10 protein-coding genes and 1 pseudogene are annotated in these 13,904 nt (G+C 70.8%); 2 read left to right on the top strand and 9 right to left on the bottom strand.

Translation table 11 applies throughout. The features are described 5' to 3' along the window. Nucleotides 1–21: 21 nt before the first annotated feature. The 4 genes from CFW40_RS33190 to CFW40_RS33205 all read right to left on the bottom strand — a co-directional run bounded on the left by CFW40_RS33190 (nucleotide 22) and on the right by CFW40_RS33205 (nucleotide 5,291). Nucleotides 22–1,062 carry an NlpC/P60 family protein gene (locus CFW40_RS33190; protein ID WP_088801429.1) on the bottom strand — a complete coding sequence of 347 codons (1,041 nt, stop codon included), beginning with the start codon at nucleotides 1,060–1,062 and terminating at the stop codon, nucleotides 22–24. Between the two features lie 62 nt (nucleotides 1,063–1,124). Then, on the bottom strand, nucleotides 1,125–1,607 hold the full coding sequence (locus CFW40_RS33195) for a poly-gamma-glutamate biosynthesis protein PgsC/CapC (RefSeq protein WP_033269075.1): 483 nt from the start codon (nucleotides 1,605–1,607) through the stop codon (nucleotides 1,125–1,127). Beyond that, on the bottom strand, nucleotides 1,604–2,950 hold the full coding sequence (gene pgsB / locus CFW40_RS33200; RefSeq protein WP_088801430.1) for a poly-gamma-glutamate synthase PgsB: 1,347 nt from the start codon (nucleotides 2,948–2,950) through the stop codon (nucleotides 1,604–1,606). The genes CFW40_RS33195 and pgsB overlap by 4 nt, the downstream gene beginning before the upstream one ends. A 16-nt stretch (nucleotides 2,951–2,966) precedes the next feature. Beyond that, nucleotides 2,967–5,291 carry a cache and HAMP domain-containing protein gene (locus tag CFW40_RS33205; protein WP_088801431.1) on the bottom strand — a complete coding sequence of 775 codons (2,325 nt, stop codon included), beginning with the start codon at nucleotides 5,289–5,291 and terminating at the stop codon, nucleotides 2,967–2,969. A gap of 991 nt (nucleotides 5,292–6,282) precedes the next feature. On the opposite strand from CFW40_RS33205, the gene CFW40_RS33210 reads away from it, so the two are divergent. Continuing rightward, entirely contained in the window at nucleotides 6,283–7,542 is a 1,260-nt protein-coding gene (locus tag CFW40_RS33210; protein WP_256331140.1) for a hydrolase, read from the top strand. Between the two features lie 684 nt (nucleotides 7,543–8,226). Here the strand turns inward: CFW40_RS33210 and CFW40_RS33215 are convergent. Next, nucleotides 8,227–8,376, bottom strand: a pseudogene (locus tag CFW40_RS33215) (IS5/IS1182 family transposase); the annotation flags it as partial. A gap of 162 nt (nucleotides 8,377–8,538) precedes the next feature. Then, entirely contained in the window at nucleotides 8,539–9,375 is an 837-nt protein-coding gene (locus tag CFW40_RS33220) for an SGNH/GDSL hydrolase family protein (RefSeq protein WP_088801433.1), read from the bottom strand. A 125-nt stretch (nucleotides 9,376–9,500) separates the two neighbouring features. On the opposite strand from CFW40_RS33220, the gene CFW40_RS33225 reads away from it, so the two are divergent. Next, on the top strand, nucleotides 9,501–10,124 hold the full coding sequence (locus CFW40_RS33225) for a TetR/AcrR family transcriptional regulator (RefSeq protein WP_088801434.1): 624 nt from the start codon (nucleotides 9,501–9,503) through the stop codon (nucleotides 10,122–10,124). Here the strand turns inward: CFW40_RS33225 and CFW40_RS33230 are convergent. From CFW40_RS33230 to CFW40_RS33240, 3 genes are all read right to left on the bottom strand, one after another. Beyond that, the gene (locus CFW40_RS33230) at nucleotides 10,099–11,379 is read right to left on the bottom strand and encodes an FAD-dependent oxidoreductase (protein ID WP_088801435.1); all 1,281 of its coding nucleotides are present in this window, start codon (nucleotides 11,377–11,379) and stop codon (nucleotides 10,099–10,101) included. The genes CFW40_RS33225 and CFW40_RS33230 overlap by 26 nt on opposite strands. 147 nt (nucleotides 11,380–11,526) lie before the next feature. Then, nucleotides 11,527–12,546 (bottom strand): hemolysin family protein, encoded by a 1,020-nt coding sequence (locus CFW40_RS33235; RefSeq protein ID WP_088801436.1) that lies wholly within the window; start codon nucleotides 12,544–12,546, stop codon nucleotides 11,527–11,529. Continuing rightward, entirely contained in the window at nucleotides 12,543–13,886 is a 1,344-nt protein-coding gene (locus tag CFW40_RS33240; protein WP_088801437.1) for a hemolysin family protein, read from the bottom strand. Before CFW40_RS33240 ends, CFW40_RS33235 begins: the two co-directional genes overlap by 4 nt. Nucleotides 13,887–13,904: the final 18 nt, after the last annotated feature.

Here is a 13,904-nt window from a genome sequence, read left to right on the forward strand (position 1 = left end):
GGCGGGCTGGGGATGTCGGCTTCACAGGCGGCGGGCCATGCGGAATCCCTGGGCGTAGAAGCCGGAGCCGTCGAGCGTCGCGCGGCCGGCCAAGTCGCCCATGGTGGGCCCGTTGGCCCGCGAGCGGCTGGAGTAGAAGCGCGGGCGCCCTTCGGTGTCCGGCCCCAGGTAGATGCCGCAGTGGTCGATGCCGTGCGGTCTGCCGATGTCGATGGCGAAGAAAACGAGGTCGCCGGGGAGCAGCTGACTGAAGTCGGCAGGCGGTCGGCCGGTGTTCGGGATCAGCAGTACGCCGGGGGCCCGGGTGGCGATGGCGTAGGCCCGGCGGGGCAGGCCGATCCCCGGGTCGTTGGTGGCGTGCATGGGGTAGCCCATCCGGTAGCCCCAGACCAGGCGCATGAAGCCGGAGCAGTCCACGGCCCCGTAGCGCTCCTTCTCCGGGTGCTTGCGGGTGCCGTCCGGGAAGGTCCAGGGAACGCCGAGGTAGTCGTAGAAGTCGGACTTCTCATCGCGGTAATGGAACGACGTCTCCGACTGCCCGGGAACACGCGGCCCGAAGCGGGCGTTGCCGCCGTAGCGCAGGCCCGATGCGGTGCGCAGATCGGGCGCCCCGTCGCCGTACTGGAAGGCCACGGCGAAGACGTCCGGACTGCGGTCGGCCAGGGCCTTGGGGAACCACTCCCGGAACCAGTGGGTGCGCTCCTTGCCCTGGCTCCATGCGTCGCCCATCAGCCGCACCCAGGCGTCACTGCGCACCACCGCACGCGTGGTGCGCGGCTCGCTCCAGGTACGGGTCGGGCCGGTCAGCAGCGCGGTGCGGGCGCCGTCGGTGAAGGTGGCCAGCACGCGGTCGTCGGCGGCGCGCACCACCGTACGGGCGGGCGCGGCGCGGCGCTCGAAGCGGTAGCCGCCGGCCGGTACCGGGGCGTCACTGTCCGGTGCGCCGCTGCGGAAGTGGTGCCAGGCGTATCCGGTGACCGCTCCGGCGGAGGCCAGACCGGCGGCACAGACCAGGACCTGGCGGCGACTGGGCCTGCCGGACGGGGTGGGGCGGGTGCCCATGTGACCTCCTCGACGTGCGGACGGGTACGGCGGATGCGTGCGGCTAGGGGGTGTCCCCAAGATCAGCCGACGGGCAGGGCCCCCAGCAGCAGCCCGGCGACCAGCACCACGTACGTGCCGAGGGTCACCGCCGTGGTGGAGACCACGGTGGCCGCCAATGGCTGGCGGACCAGCTGATAGGCGATCAGGCCGGGCACGATGAAGCCCAGGGTCTGCGCGGTGTACAGGAGCGGGAACTCGTGCTGGAGGGCGAGCATCACCGTGGTCTGGAGCAGTACGGCGGACAGCACCACGGCGGCGAACAGCCGCTTTCCGTAAAGGATCACATGACGCTGGAGGAGCTTGGTCGCGGCGAGGGTGAGGGCCGTGACGCCGATCATCATCGCGGCCCGGACCACATCGGTGACCAGGGTCAGTGCCAGCCAGCCGGGGGTGATCATGCCGCCGGGGGAGAGGTTGGTGGTCAGATAGCAGATCAGCGAGAAGAGCAGTCCGAGGGCGATCCCCAGTGCGGCGGTCTGCGGAGTGACGATGACGGGGATCACAGCGGGTTCCTTGCGGTTTCGTACCGGGCGTCGGCAGGGGCATCGGCATGGGCGGAGGAGGGGCCTTGGGCGTGTGCGCCGGACGTCGGGCCGTTCATCGACCCCACCCAGCTGTACGGCTCCGCCTCGGGCGGGTGCGCGACCGGAAGCGGCTCGTCGGTGTGGTCCGGGGGCAGCTTGCCGAGGTGGTCCAGGAGGAGTTCGCCCTGGCCGTGGATATTGCCGACGGCCACCAGCGAGGAATCCGGGGCCAGTTCGGCGAGGACGGCGTGGGTCAGCTCCTGCGCGTCGCGCCGGTCGCCGCCCAGGTCCACCACCCGTCCCGGCGAGCCCGGCGGGATGCCGTCGCGGGCACTCTTGGTGGGGTGCCCGATGAGGAAGACCGTCTCGGGGGCCAGGTCGGGGACGATCGCTCCCATCTGCCCATTGCGTTCCACCCGGTCCGGGCGGCAGTTGATGACGAGGTTCAGCGGGCGGCGGATCGCCCCGAGTTCCTCCAGCTGACGGACGTTCATCAACGTCGACTCGGGGTCGTTCGCGGCGAAGACATTGGCGAAGCGCAGCCGCTTGCCGTCCGGTGTGCGGTAGCGCTCGACGGAGAGCACGCCGGGGTCCGGCGGCGCCTCCCGCATACCGCGCAGGGCGGTGGCCCGGTCCACACCGAGCAGTTCGGCCACGGCCAGCGCGATGGCGACGTTCTCCTTGAACGTGAACCAACTGAACTCGCGCAGCTCCTCGTCGGTGACCGACTCCGGATCGACGGCGATCAGCCGGCACCGCCGCTTGTCCGCCTCCTCTTCGAGGATGTGCAGCCGCTCCTGCTCGGCGGTGACGCAGACCCCGTCGAACGGCATCGACCGGGACAGCGAGCGGGCGACATCGTCCAGCGTCGGCCCCATTTCGGCGAGGTGGTCCTCGCGCACGTTGCACAGCACGCCGATGGTGGAGCGGATCAGCTTCTCCTGGTTGACCTCCTGCAGCGCGGGCATCACCGCCATGCACTCGATCACCAGGGCGTGCGGCCGGTACGCCGCCGCGCGCCGGACGATGCCGATCTGCTCGACGACGTTCGCGATGCCGAACTTCCGGTACACCGGCTCCTCGGTGGCGTCCGGGTGGATGAACCGGGCAGCGGTGCCGGTGGTCTTGGCCACGGTGACCAGACCGCCGCCGCGCAGCGCCCCCGCGCACAGCCGGGTGATCGAGCTCTTGCCGCGAATGCCGTTGACCAGCACCCGGGTGGGTATCTGCGCCAGCGCGGCGTAGTGGCGCCGCTGCTCCAGCACGCCGGCGACCAGCAGCACGGCACAGCTCAGCAGCAGGACAACATAGAGGAAAAGCACGTCGGTCGATCCTTCACTACGGTGCGCTGCCGCACTGGAACGAGGGGGCAGGGACAGCGGCCAGACCGGATCCCGCGCCACGGTCCCGCTCCACCAGCGCCTGCCGGAGCAGTTCCAGACTGCGGGTGACCGAACCGCACTCGTCGTGGTGGACCGGGAACAGCACGGTGCGGCGGTCACCGGCGGCCAGCCGTTCCGCGCATCCGGTGAGCGTGCGCAGCGGTCTGACCACCACGATGTGCAGCCAGCCCAGGCAGGCGCCGCCCGCGGTCAGGGCGAGCAGTCCGGCCAGCATGGTGCGTGCCTGGACCTGATATGCCGCCAGTTTGAGCGCCGCGGCCGGCTCGGCGGAGACCACCCGCCAGCCGAGTCCGGCGGCAGGCCCCTTCTGTGCCAGTGGCGCGGCGGCCGCGACCGACAGGCCCTCGCCCGGGGAGGTCCCCGCGTGCAGTACGGCCGATGCCGACTTGCCCGCGCCGCCGGGGGCCGCGTCGGTCTTCGCCACCAGACGGGTGAGGCGCCGGCTGGGAAGGGACTGGAAGGCTTCAAAGCCGACGCTCGCCGCAAGCACTCTGTGGCGCTCGTCGGTCAGCCACACGCTGCCGAGCCCGGGCCGGGAAACCAGGTCGTCCAACGCGTCCACGCCGATCTCCGCGACGACGACAGCCGGGGCGGTGTCCTCGGCCTTCTTGGCGCCCTTGGCCTTCCCGGGCGCCGGGATCCGGGCGTAGGCGGCGATCGCCGGGATCTTGCCCGACGTGTTGACCTGGGTGATCCCCTCGCCGGTCGGCGGGACGAGGGTGCGCACCGGCGGCTTGCCCACCTGCTGCACGAGGGCACCGGTGCGGTCCAGCACATACAGCGACCGGAACGTGGGGTGGTCGGCGCGTTCGCGCCGCAGCACCTCCGCCGCCCGCTCGCGTGACGCACCGGAGAGGGCCGACGCCGCCGCCGCGAGGTCGGTGCGGCTCCCGCCGAGGGACCGCTGCACCCGGTCGGCGGCGGCCTCGGTGCGTGCCTGTTGATCGGCGACGGCGGCTGCCGGTACGGCCTTGGCCGCCGGTACCCGGTTGAGCAGGAACAGTAGCGGCACCCCCCACACGGCGATCACGAGGGCGCAGACGAGCACCAGCGCCCGGACGCCGGGACGGCGCCGCACCTCCTGCTCCGGCTCCGGCCCCGTCTCGCCGAGCAGTTGGCGGCGTATCGACTCCAGCGCCCGGCCGGCCCTGCCGGGCTCGCCGAACCCGAGAGCCGGCACCGGCCGCGCCAACTCCGCACGCTCCTCCGGCACTTCGCCGACACCCCTGGCCAGCCGGGCGGCGGACAGATGCAGCCGCAGCAGCGGACGCTGCATCGTGCCCCACAGCACCAGGGTGACCAGCACGGCGATCACCACCAGCACACCCGCGGCCACCAGGGCGAACCACATGTGGTCGGCTCCCGTCTTCGCCGGAGCCACCTCCCGGGCCGTCAGGACGGTCAGTCCCAGGCCGGAGGCGTCGTCCTTGCCGTCCGCCGCGGCGACCGAGGCCCACCCCGTGACCCTGCGCAGCCCGTGGTGACCGTCACCGAGCACGCTGCCCGAGACGTCGCCGGTGGGAACGCCGGTGTTCGCGGCGTTCGCCGCAGCGGCAGGCAGCGTGCGGTGGCCGGTAGCGGCCGCCAGGGTCGCGCCGGTGGTGGGGGCGGAAGCACACACCTTGCCGTTCCGGTCCACCAGTTGTCCGGTGCGCCCCGCTCCGTACACCGCTGGAGCAGCGACCTTTTCGGAGACGACAAACAGGAGTCCGCGTTCCTCCGCGTCCTGATTCCCTCTCAGGTCCCCCGCCTGATCCTGGTTCTCGTCCTGCTTGCGGTCCGCGACGGGGACGTTCACCCGGGCGAAGAGCAACAGCCGCGGTGCGCCAGTGCCGGAAGCGACCACCCGGGGCGCGATGTTGCCGGTATCGGGCCGCGCCAGATCCTTCGCATCCACCCCGGTCAGCGGCACCTTCTCCCCGCTGGCCGCCAGCGGTTTGCCGGTGCGCGGGTCGAGCAGCACACCGCCCGCCGCAGGGTGCCCGGCGGGGAGAAGGGACCGCAGAACTGTCGCCGGTTTGCTGCTGCCGGCGGGTGTGGCCGACGCCGCAGAGCGGCGCACGGCCCTGGCACTTGCGTTGATGGAGGTCCCGACCGAGTCGGCGGCATCCTGGGCGATCTGGCGTTCCGCGTCGCTCAGGGCCTGGGGCACATCCTGTTCGTGAACGGTACCGAGACCAAGAGCGGTCAACGCGGAAACGGCCAGCAGGCCGCAGAGCAGTGCGGCGATCGGTGGGCGGACGCCTCCGAGCATGGGCATGTCGGCGCGGCGTCGGGTGCGGTGCGGACGGGGTGCGCGGGCAACGGCGTGCAGGACAGCGTCCTCTCGGAATGTGGGGAATGGCCGTGCGGCAACTCAACCAGTATGAATACTGGGAACACAGGATAATCACAAGGGTGTTCGTTCTGTGCCCTCTATGCCGGTCCCATACGGCTCTTGGCTCAACTCGCCCTGAGAAGCGGCCGCTTACACGGTCTCGACCTCGTCCCGGCGTCCGGAATTTCCCACGCAACAGCCGACAGGGTCGTTTGCCCCTTCGTTCCCCGTCTGCATTCGATCCCTCACGCACAGTCGCGGTTGCGGCCGAAGGCAGCCACCGAAACTGCCCCTTCCCGAGAAAATACGCAATTCCACAGGGGGCGGTCGTCTCGGTCAGCAGTTACGAACTGCCGCGTAATAAAAGCGCTCAGTGAAAGCGGTGAGCAAAGTCGAAGCAAACCTGGATCCGATGGCCACCACCATGCGAGGGCGTGAACCAGCCACCTTTCGCAGAGGCGTGCTGGCCGGGGCTGACGCTCCTTCAGTCAACGCACTGAGGCAACGAAACGGTCGTGCGCGTCCGGCCTCCCCCGGCTTGGGCCTTGCTGCTGCAACTGGTTGCCCGGGGATACCGAGTGGCCCGGCGCCGACAACTGTCACCGGCCGCACCAGGGGATTTCCCCTTCGCGCATCCCGCACGGACACTCCACGTTGCTCAACTCGGTGGCATGCACCACCAGCGCCGACAGGCAGCGCCCAGCGCATTGGGGTCCAGCGCAAAAGGCCGGTCACAGGGGCCCGGCGACGGGCGGTGTACGAAGCCGACACCGCGCAATTCCGGACGCGTCATGAGCGCTCACCTCACCCACCGCCGTGGATAACTCCCCGCACTATCAAGTGGGTTGGTCGGGCCACGGCAAAACTGCATATACGATGACCGCCAGCCGATCGCTGATCACGTGTCGATCACCACCATGGAGGGGGGCTGCCCATGAAGCACGCACGAAGGCGCCACAGCCGGTTGCGCACCCGGGTCGCCGGCACCACAGGACTACTGACCCTCGCCCTGGGCGCCGGGATCGCGCCGGCCACCGCCGCGGAGAAGACCGCCCATGCGCCCATGGCCGCGGCGGCGGCCTTGGACACAGCGGCGTCCGCGGACACGGAAGCGGCCGTGGAACCGCCCCAAGCCCCGGGCCAGCTGACTCTCCCTGCTCCGACCGGTCGCCATCGCGTCGGGACGGTCGACCTCCACCTGCGCGACTCGTCCCGCATGGATCCGTGGGTGCCCGGACAGCAACGCGAGCTGATGGTCTCGCTGTGGTACCCGGCGACGAACACGAGCCAGTACCCCGCCGCACTCCTCCCCAACAGCCAGCAGGTGCTGCCGGGCGGGGTGACCCTGCCCACCACGGCCGGGCACACCGGCGCCCCGGTCGCCCGCAAGGACGGCAAGCTGCCGGTGCTGCTGTACTCGCCCGGCGGGCGTGGGAACCGTGCGACGGGTACGGCACTGGTTCAGGACCTGGCCAGCCGCGGCTACTTGGTCGTCACCATCGACCACACCCACGACACCGGCGATGTGGTGTTCCCCGGCGGGCGACATGAGGTGAGCATGCTGCCGCCAGGCACCAAATCGCGCGACTTGATCGACGTCCGGGCGGCGGACAGCCACTTCGTCATCAACCAGCTGGCCGAGATCGCCCGCGGCCACAACCCGGACGTGGAACACAAGCCGCTCCCCCACGGGCTGACCCAGGCCGTGAGCACGAAGCACATCGGGATGTTCGGCGCTTCCCTCGGCGGCGGATCAGTGGCCGCCGCCATGCACGCGGACTCCAGGATCGACGCCGGCGTGAACCTGGACGGCCAGCTCTTCGGCCGGTCGGAACACCAGCGGCTCGACCGCCCCTACATGCTGTTCAGTTCCGAGCACCACAACCGCAACACCGACCCGAGCTGGGCGCGGCTCTGGGAAAACCTGCACGGAGAGCGGCTCGACCTGAAGCTGCGCGGCTCCGGGCACAACTCCTTCGTCGACAACCAGGTCCTGTTCCCCCAGGCGCCGGGCGCATTCGGGATAACCCCGGAAGTAATGCAGCAGGCACTCGGCACGATCGACCCCAACCGCTCCATCGAGGTCCAACGCACCTATGTCGCCGCCTTCTTCGACAAGCACCTGCGCCACCAGCACAGCAGCCTCCTCGACGGCCCCTCGCGCCATTACCCGGAGGTCGACTTCGTCCGCTGAACCGACCGGAGGCCACCGTCGGCAACTACACCGTCGGCCACTGCACGGGGCGACGGTATGCCGCGGCCGTACGCCCCGATCGCACGCCGACCTGCTGCAGACGCTCGACGGGTGCCCCGCGGCCCAGGCAGCAACGGACGAGCTTCGAGGGCAACCGAGCAAGGTGCACGAGGGCGTGGCACGACATCCGTTTCGATCCGCCAGGTTGCTGCGCATGATGACGCCACTGCTGGTGCCCAGGCGGCTCCACTGCCGTACCCGACGCGGTCCGACTACCGCAGCAAGGGCGTCCAGCCGCCCTTCTGGCCCACCAAGGACGACATCGCCGCCCACAATGCCACGGCGTGTCCATGAACCTCGTCTGGGCGGACTGGGAGTCAATGGATCCAGCCGGAAGCCGTCCGGCCAGTTCTTCGACCTGGCCGTTACTGAGTTCCACCGTCGGGACTCGGACTGGACCTGGGAGTGGGAGCGGGACGCAGTATTCGACCGTTATCGCGACACGGTCTCGCCGTGAGTTGCACGGCGGTGGCTGCCCTGCATATCCGCAGTGCAGGGCTGCCACCGCCATGGACGGCTCCGGGTTGAAACCTGCCGGCTACGCCGCATCCGCCCGTTGCTACGGCGCAAAGCGTTATCCCGTAAATGATCTACGGCATCGCGGGTGACCTGATCGTTTCTCCGTCACCCGGCGAGGGTGAGGTTGTGCAGGCGTGTGATGCCGAGCATGGCGTGGTGTACGTCGTCTCCCTTGAGACGGTAATCGCTCATGATGTTCCAGGTCTTCATGCGGGCGAAGGCGTGCTCGACGCGGGCGCGGACCTTGCGGTGGGAGCTGTCGAGGTCCCCACGCTCGTCGCCCACGGCCGCCGCGACTGGTTCTTCCCTCCACCTGATTGAGTGTGGGTCAGCCCAAGCCGGCATCCGGCTGTCACCACCGCATCCCGAAGCATCACGATCCGTGACACTGCCCCGAACGTCCCCGAACGCAGGACACTAGGGCCCCACCTGTCGCCAGTCCGTCACAAGGCCGGGGTTTGTGTGGTCCGCAGGGGTGACCCAGAAGGCTTTGCCCAGCTCAGCGCTGAACTGGGCGCCTGTCCGGCCGTCGCCGGAGGAGCGGCCGGTGAGCCGCCGTCCTATCCACGGCACCAGATGCTCGCGCGCGAAGCGCAGATCCCCGGCCCGCCGCGCACCCCAGCCCGGCGGTGGGGCGGCCGGCAGCGGTGCGTCCCAGTCCGACGCGGCGGGCAGTCCGAGCGCCTGCCAGACGGCCTCCGCCACCCTGAGGTGCCCCTCGGCGTTCAGGTGCAGCCGGTCATCGGCCCACATCCGCGGGTCGGACAGCGCCCGCGACGCATACAGGTCGACGACCACCGCACCGTGCCGCGCGGCCGTCTCGTCGATCCGTGCGAACAGCTGCTCCATCCGCGGCCGGAAGCGCTCCAGCACCGGCCCCTGCCGTCCCGGACTGCGCATCAGCACCAGCCGCCCGCCGCCCCGCGCCAGCAGGGCCGCGGCCTCCTCGAACCGCGCGCACACCCGGTCCACGTCGCACCGCGCGCGCAGAACGTCATTGAGCCCGCCGACCAGCGTGACCAGATCGGCGCCCATCGAGGCGGCCGGCCCGCACTGCTCGTCGGCGATCTGCCCGATGAGCTTGCCGCGCACCGCGAGATTGGCGTACCGGAAACCGGGCGCGGCGGCCGCCAGCCGGGCGGCGAGCAGATCGGCCCAGCCGCGGTACGAGCCGTCCGGGAGCCCGTCGGACATCCCCTCGGTGAAGCTGTCGCCGACCGCGACGAAACTGGTGTAGTGAGCATTCATTCCCATGGCGCGGTGATCCTACCGTTCGCCATACCGAGCGGTATGGCGAGGTTCACGGCGGTGCGCCCGGCACCTGCGGTGTACGGTCTGAAGTCGTCGTCAGGGCGAGGAAAGGTGCAGGTGGAAACGCGATGACTGCTCGCCGGGAGGCTGGACCCGACGCGCTGACCTTCACCGAACGGGGCCGCCGCCAACAGCTCATCGAAGCCACCATCGACCTGATCTCCACCCGCGGTTACCCCGCCACCTCGCTGTCGGCGATCGCCGAGCGCGCCGGGCTGTCCAAGGCCGCGGTGCTCTACCACTTCTCCTCGAAGGACAACCTGACCCGGGCGGCACTGGAGCAGGTGATGGAGCAGTTCCGCGCCCACGTCGGCGAGCGGGTGGCGCGGGCGGCCGGCCCGCGGGACGCGATCGTCGCCTACGTACGGGCGATGATCGGCTACCAGCAGGCCCACCGCCGCCAGGTACGCGTGATCACCGAGATGCTGCTCGACGACGAGGGGGGCACCCGGCTCAAGACGCCCGGCTCGCACGACACCCACGGCCGCTGGCAGGCCCTCGCCACATTGCTGACGGAGGGTCAGGAGGCGGGAGTCTTCCGGAAGTTCGATGTCCGGGTCGTTGCCCTGGCGATCGGTGGGGCGATCGACGGGGTGATCGCGCACTGGCTGGTCCATCCGGACCTCGACCTGGACGCCGCGGCCGCGGAGCTGGAGGGGTTCGCCCTCAGCGCGATCGAGCCCCGGGCGTGACCCGGGCGAAGGCGGGAGCCCGCTCGGGACGGACTCCGAACCCGCCGAGATAACCGGCCACCGTCCGCAGCGGCGGCACCCGCCGCAACAGTCGCATCGGCACCGGCAGCCGGTCCGCGTCGAGCGTGCCGTCCAGCGCGGACCGGATCATCGTGTGCTCGGCCTGCTGGGACTTCTGCACCACGGCCATCGGCAGGTGCCGCCGCTTCTGGACGCGCGCCAGATCGGCCACGCCGACCGTGCCGCGGCGCAGCGGCACCGCCAGGATCCGGGCCGCCGCGACCGCGTCCTGCAGCGCCAGATTGACCCCCACGCCGCCGACCGGCGACATGGTGTGCGCCGCGTCCCCGATGCACAGCAGGCCGTCCCGGTACCAGCGCCGCAGCCGCCCGAAGGTCACCTCCAGCAGCTTGACGTCGTCCCACGAACCGATGGCGCCGGTCACCTCGTCGTCCCAGTCGAACAGCGCCCCGAGCCGGTCACGCAGCCACTGGATGTCGTGGGCGCGCAGCTCCGCGTCCCGGCCCTTCTTGATCAGATAGGACGTCTGGTAGTACGTGCCGCGGTCCATGGTGACCGCCGCCTGGCCGCCGCCGAAGCGCGCGAAGACCCGCCCGTCCTTGCGGGTGTCGGCATGGGGGTCCCCCCTGCTCGAACGAAGTTGAGAGCTTCGGGGAGCCTCCACCCTTACCTGCCAGACGTCCATCGGTACCTCGAACAGCCGCTGCCGGAGCCCGGCCGCCTGCCGCACCCGCGAGTGCCGGCCGTCGCACGCGACCGTCAGATCCGCGGCCAGCTCGCCGGGTTTTCCGTGCTCGTCGCGAAACCGCACCCCCGTGACGCGGCCGTTCTCGGTCAGCAGTCCCCTCACCTCGGTGTGCCTCCGCAGGGTGAAGCACGGCTCCTCGGCGGCCGTCCTCGCGAGCAGATCGAGGAAGTCCCACTGCGGGACCATGGCGATGTACTTGTGCCGGCCCGGGAGATGCCGCATATCGCCCAGTACCACCGTGGTGGTGCCCACCTGCGCCCGCATCTCCTCCAGCTTGGTGAACGGCAGCCGGGCGAACGCCTCGCCGAGGCCCAGTTCGTCCAGCAGCCGCAGGGTCGACGGATGAACGGTGTCCCCGCGGAAGTCCCGCAGGAAGTCGCCGTGCTTCTCCAGGACGGTCACCTCGACGCCGGCCCTGGCCAGCAGCAGTCCGAGCATCATCCCGGCGGGTCCCCCGCCCGCTATGCAGCACCTGGTGCGATCCATGCCCCTGCCCCCTCGTCGCGTCGGATGCGATGGCGACCGGTGTGGGCACGCACGCGATGGAGCACGCCGTACGCTGAGCGCGCCCGCGTCTGACCGATCGGTCAACAATCTAACCGATCGGTCAGACGCTCGGGCTGCCGCCCCTCCTCAGGCCCCGGGCCGCTGCAGCACCAGCTCCCGGAGCACGTCCTCCATCGTCACCAGCCCGGCCAGCCGCCCGTCCTCGCCGATCACCGCGGCCAGATGCGTACGGGATCCGCGCATCGCCGTCAGCACGTCGTCCAGCAGCGTCGAGGCCTTGACCCGGGCGATCGGGCGCAGCGCGGACACCGGGAAGGGCACATCGCGCGGGGCGGCGTCCAGCGCGTCCTTGACGTGCAGATAACCGAGGATGCGGCGGGTGTCGTCGACGACGGGGAAGCGGGAGAAGCCGGACTCGGCGGCCAGTTGCTCCAGCTCTTCGGGTGTGGCCCCCATCTGCGCGGAGACGACCTTCTCGGCCGGCAGCACCACATCCCTGACCGGGCGGCGGCCCAGCTCCAGGGCGTCCCGCAGCCGCTCCTGCGCGCGTTCGTCGAGCAGCCCGGCCGCCCGCGAATCCTCGACCATCTTCGCCAGCTGGTCGTCCGAGAAGGTCGCGGCGACCTCGTCCCGGGTCTCCACCCGCAGCAGCTTGAGCAGCGCGTTGGCGAGCGCATTGATCGCGAAGATCACCGGGCGCAGCGCCCGGGTCAGCGCGACCAGCGGCGGCCCGAGCATCAGGGCGCTGCGGACCGGCTCGGCCAGTGCGACGTTTTTCGGCACCATCTCGCCGAAGAGCATGTGCAGGTAGGTGGCCAGCGACAGTGCGATCACGAACGAGATCGGATGGATCAGCGTGTCCGAGATCCCCACCGCGTGGAACACCGGCTCCAGGAGGTGCGCGATGGCCGGCTCGGCGACCGCGCCCAGCACCAGGGTGCACAGCGTGATGCCCAGCTGGGCGGCCGCCAGCAGGGCCGAGACATGCTGCAGCCCCCACAGCACGCTGGTCGCCCGGCGGTCACCGCGCTCCGCGTACGGCTCGATCTGGCTGCGGCGCACCGAGATCAGGGCGAATTCGGCGCCCACGAAGAAGGCGTTGACGACCAGCGTCAGCAGGCCCACGAAAAGCTGCAACCCGATCATCGGCGGGCCTCCGCGTCCTGCTCGTCATGGCTGCCCGGGAGCGGGGCGTGCAACAGCACCCGCGCGGCACGATGACCGGCGGCGTCCAGCACATCCATCCGCCAGCCGGCCACCTCCAGGGTGTCGCCGGCGACCGGTATCCGGCCGAGTTCGGTGGCGACCAGGCCGGCGAGGGTTTCGTACGGGCCCTCGGGCAGCCACAGGCCGAGCCTCTGCAGCTGGTCGGTGCGGGCGGAGCCGTCGGCCTGGTAGACCCTGCGGCCCTCGGCGTCGGTGCCGGCCGGCGCCAGGTCGGGGGTCTCCATCGGATCGTGTTCGTCGCGGACCTCGCCGACCACCTCCTCGACGATGTCCTCCAGCGTCACCACGCCGGCCGTGCCGCCGTACTCGTCGATGACCACGGCCATCGTGCGCCTGCCGGAGAGCCGGTCCAGCAGCCGGTCCACGGTCAGCGTCGTGGGCACCAGCAGCGGCTCGCGCACCAGCTCGGACACCGGGTGCCGCGGCCGGCGTTCGGCCGGGACGGCGAGGACGTCCTTGATGTGCGCCACCCCGACGACGCTGTCCAGGCTGCCGCGGTAGACGGGGAAGCGGGACAGTCCGGTCGCCCGGGTCGCATTGGCCACGTCCTCCGCGGTGGACTGCACCTCCAGCGCGATCACCTGCACCCGCGGGGTCATGACGTTCTCCGCGGTCAGATCGGCGAGGTTGAGGGTGCGGACGAACAGCTCGGCGGTGTCGGGCTCCAGCGCGCCTTCCTTGGCGGAGTGCCGCGCCAGCGCCACCAGCTCCTGCGGACCGCGAGCCGAGGCCAGTTCCTCGGCGGGCTCCAGCCCCATCCGGCGGACCGTGTGGTTCGCGGCGTTGTTGAGATGCCGGATCAGCGGTTTGAAGGCGGCACTGAAGCCGCGCTGGGCGGTGGCCACCCGCTTCGCGATGGCCAGCGGGTCGGAGATGGCCCAGTTCTTCGGCACCAGCTCGCCGACGACCATCAGCACGACCGTCGAGACCGCCGTCCCGAGCACCAGGGCGGCCGATTCCGCCACCGAATGCGGCAGGCCCATCGCGTCCAGCGGTCCCGCCAGCAGGGTGGCGATAGCCGGCTTGGACAGCATGCCGATGACCAGGCCGGTGACGGTGATGCCGAGCTGGGCGCCGGAGAGCTGGAAGGTGAGGCTGCGGACCGCCTTCAGCCCGCTGTCCGCGCCCCGGTCGCCGCGCTCGGCGGCGCGTTCGAGGTCGCTGCGCTCGACGGTCGTCAGGGAGAACTCGGCGGCGACGAAGACCCCGCAGGCCAGGGTCAGCAGGAGCGCCACGCCCAGAAAGAGCAGGTCGGTCATCGAGTCACCTCCGTCCCA

The organism is Streptomyces sp. 2114.4 (genome assembly GCF_900187385.1).
Taxonomy (GTDB): Bacteria; Actinomycetota; Actinomycetes; order Streptomycetales; family Streptomycetaceae; genus Streptomyces; species Streptomyces mooreae.

Bases quoted from the DNA above. Each gene is read 5' to 3' on its own strand.
- CFW40_RS33190 (WP_088801429.1), bottom strand. From the start codon at position 1,062: ATGGGCACCCGCCCCACCCCGTCCGGCAGGCCCAGTCGCCGCCAGGTC.
- CFW40_RS33205 (WP_088801431.1), bottom strand. From the start codon at position 5,291: ATGCCCATGCTCGGAGGCGTCCGCCCACCGATCGCCGCACTGCTCTGC.
- CFW40_RS33210 (WP_256331140.1), top strand. From the start codon at position 6,283: ATGAAGCACGCACGAAGGCGCCACAGCCGGTTGCGCACCCGGGTCGCC.
- CFW40_RS33220 (WP_088801433.1), bottom strand. From the start codon at position 9,375: ATGGGAATGAATGCTCACTACACCAGTTTCGTCGCGGTCGGCGACAGC.
- CFW40_RS33225 (WP_088801434.1), top strand. From the start codon at position 9,501: ATGACTGCTCGCCGGGAGGCTGGACCCGACGCGCTGACCTTCACCGAA.
- CFW40_RS33230 (WP_088801435.1), bottom strand. From the start codon at position 11,379: ATGGATCGCACCAGGTGCTGCATAGCGGGCGGGGGACCCGCCGGGATG.
- CFW40_RS33235 (WP_088801436.1), bottom strand. From the start codon at position 12,546: ATGATCGGGTTGCAGCTTTTCGTGGGCCTGCTGACGCTGGTCGTCAAC.
- CFW40_RS33240 (WP_088801437.1), bottom strand. From the start codon at position 13,886: ATGACCGACCTGCTCTTTCTGGGCGTGGCGCTCCTGCTGACCCTGGCC.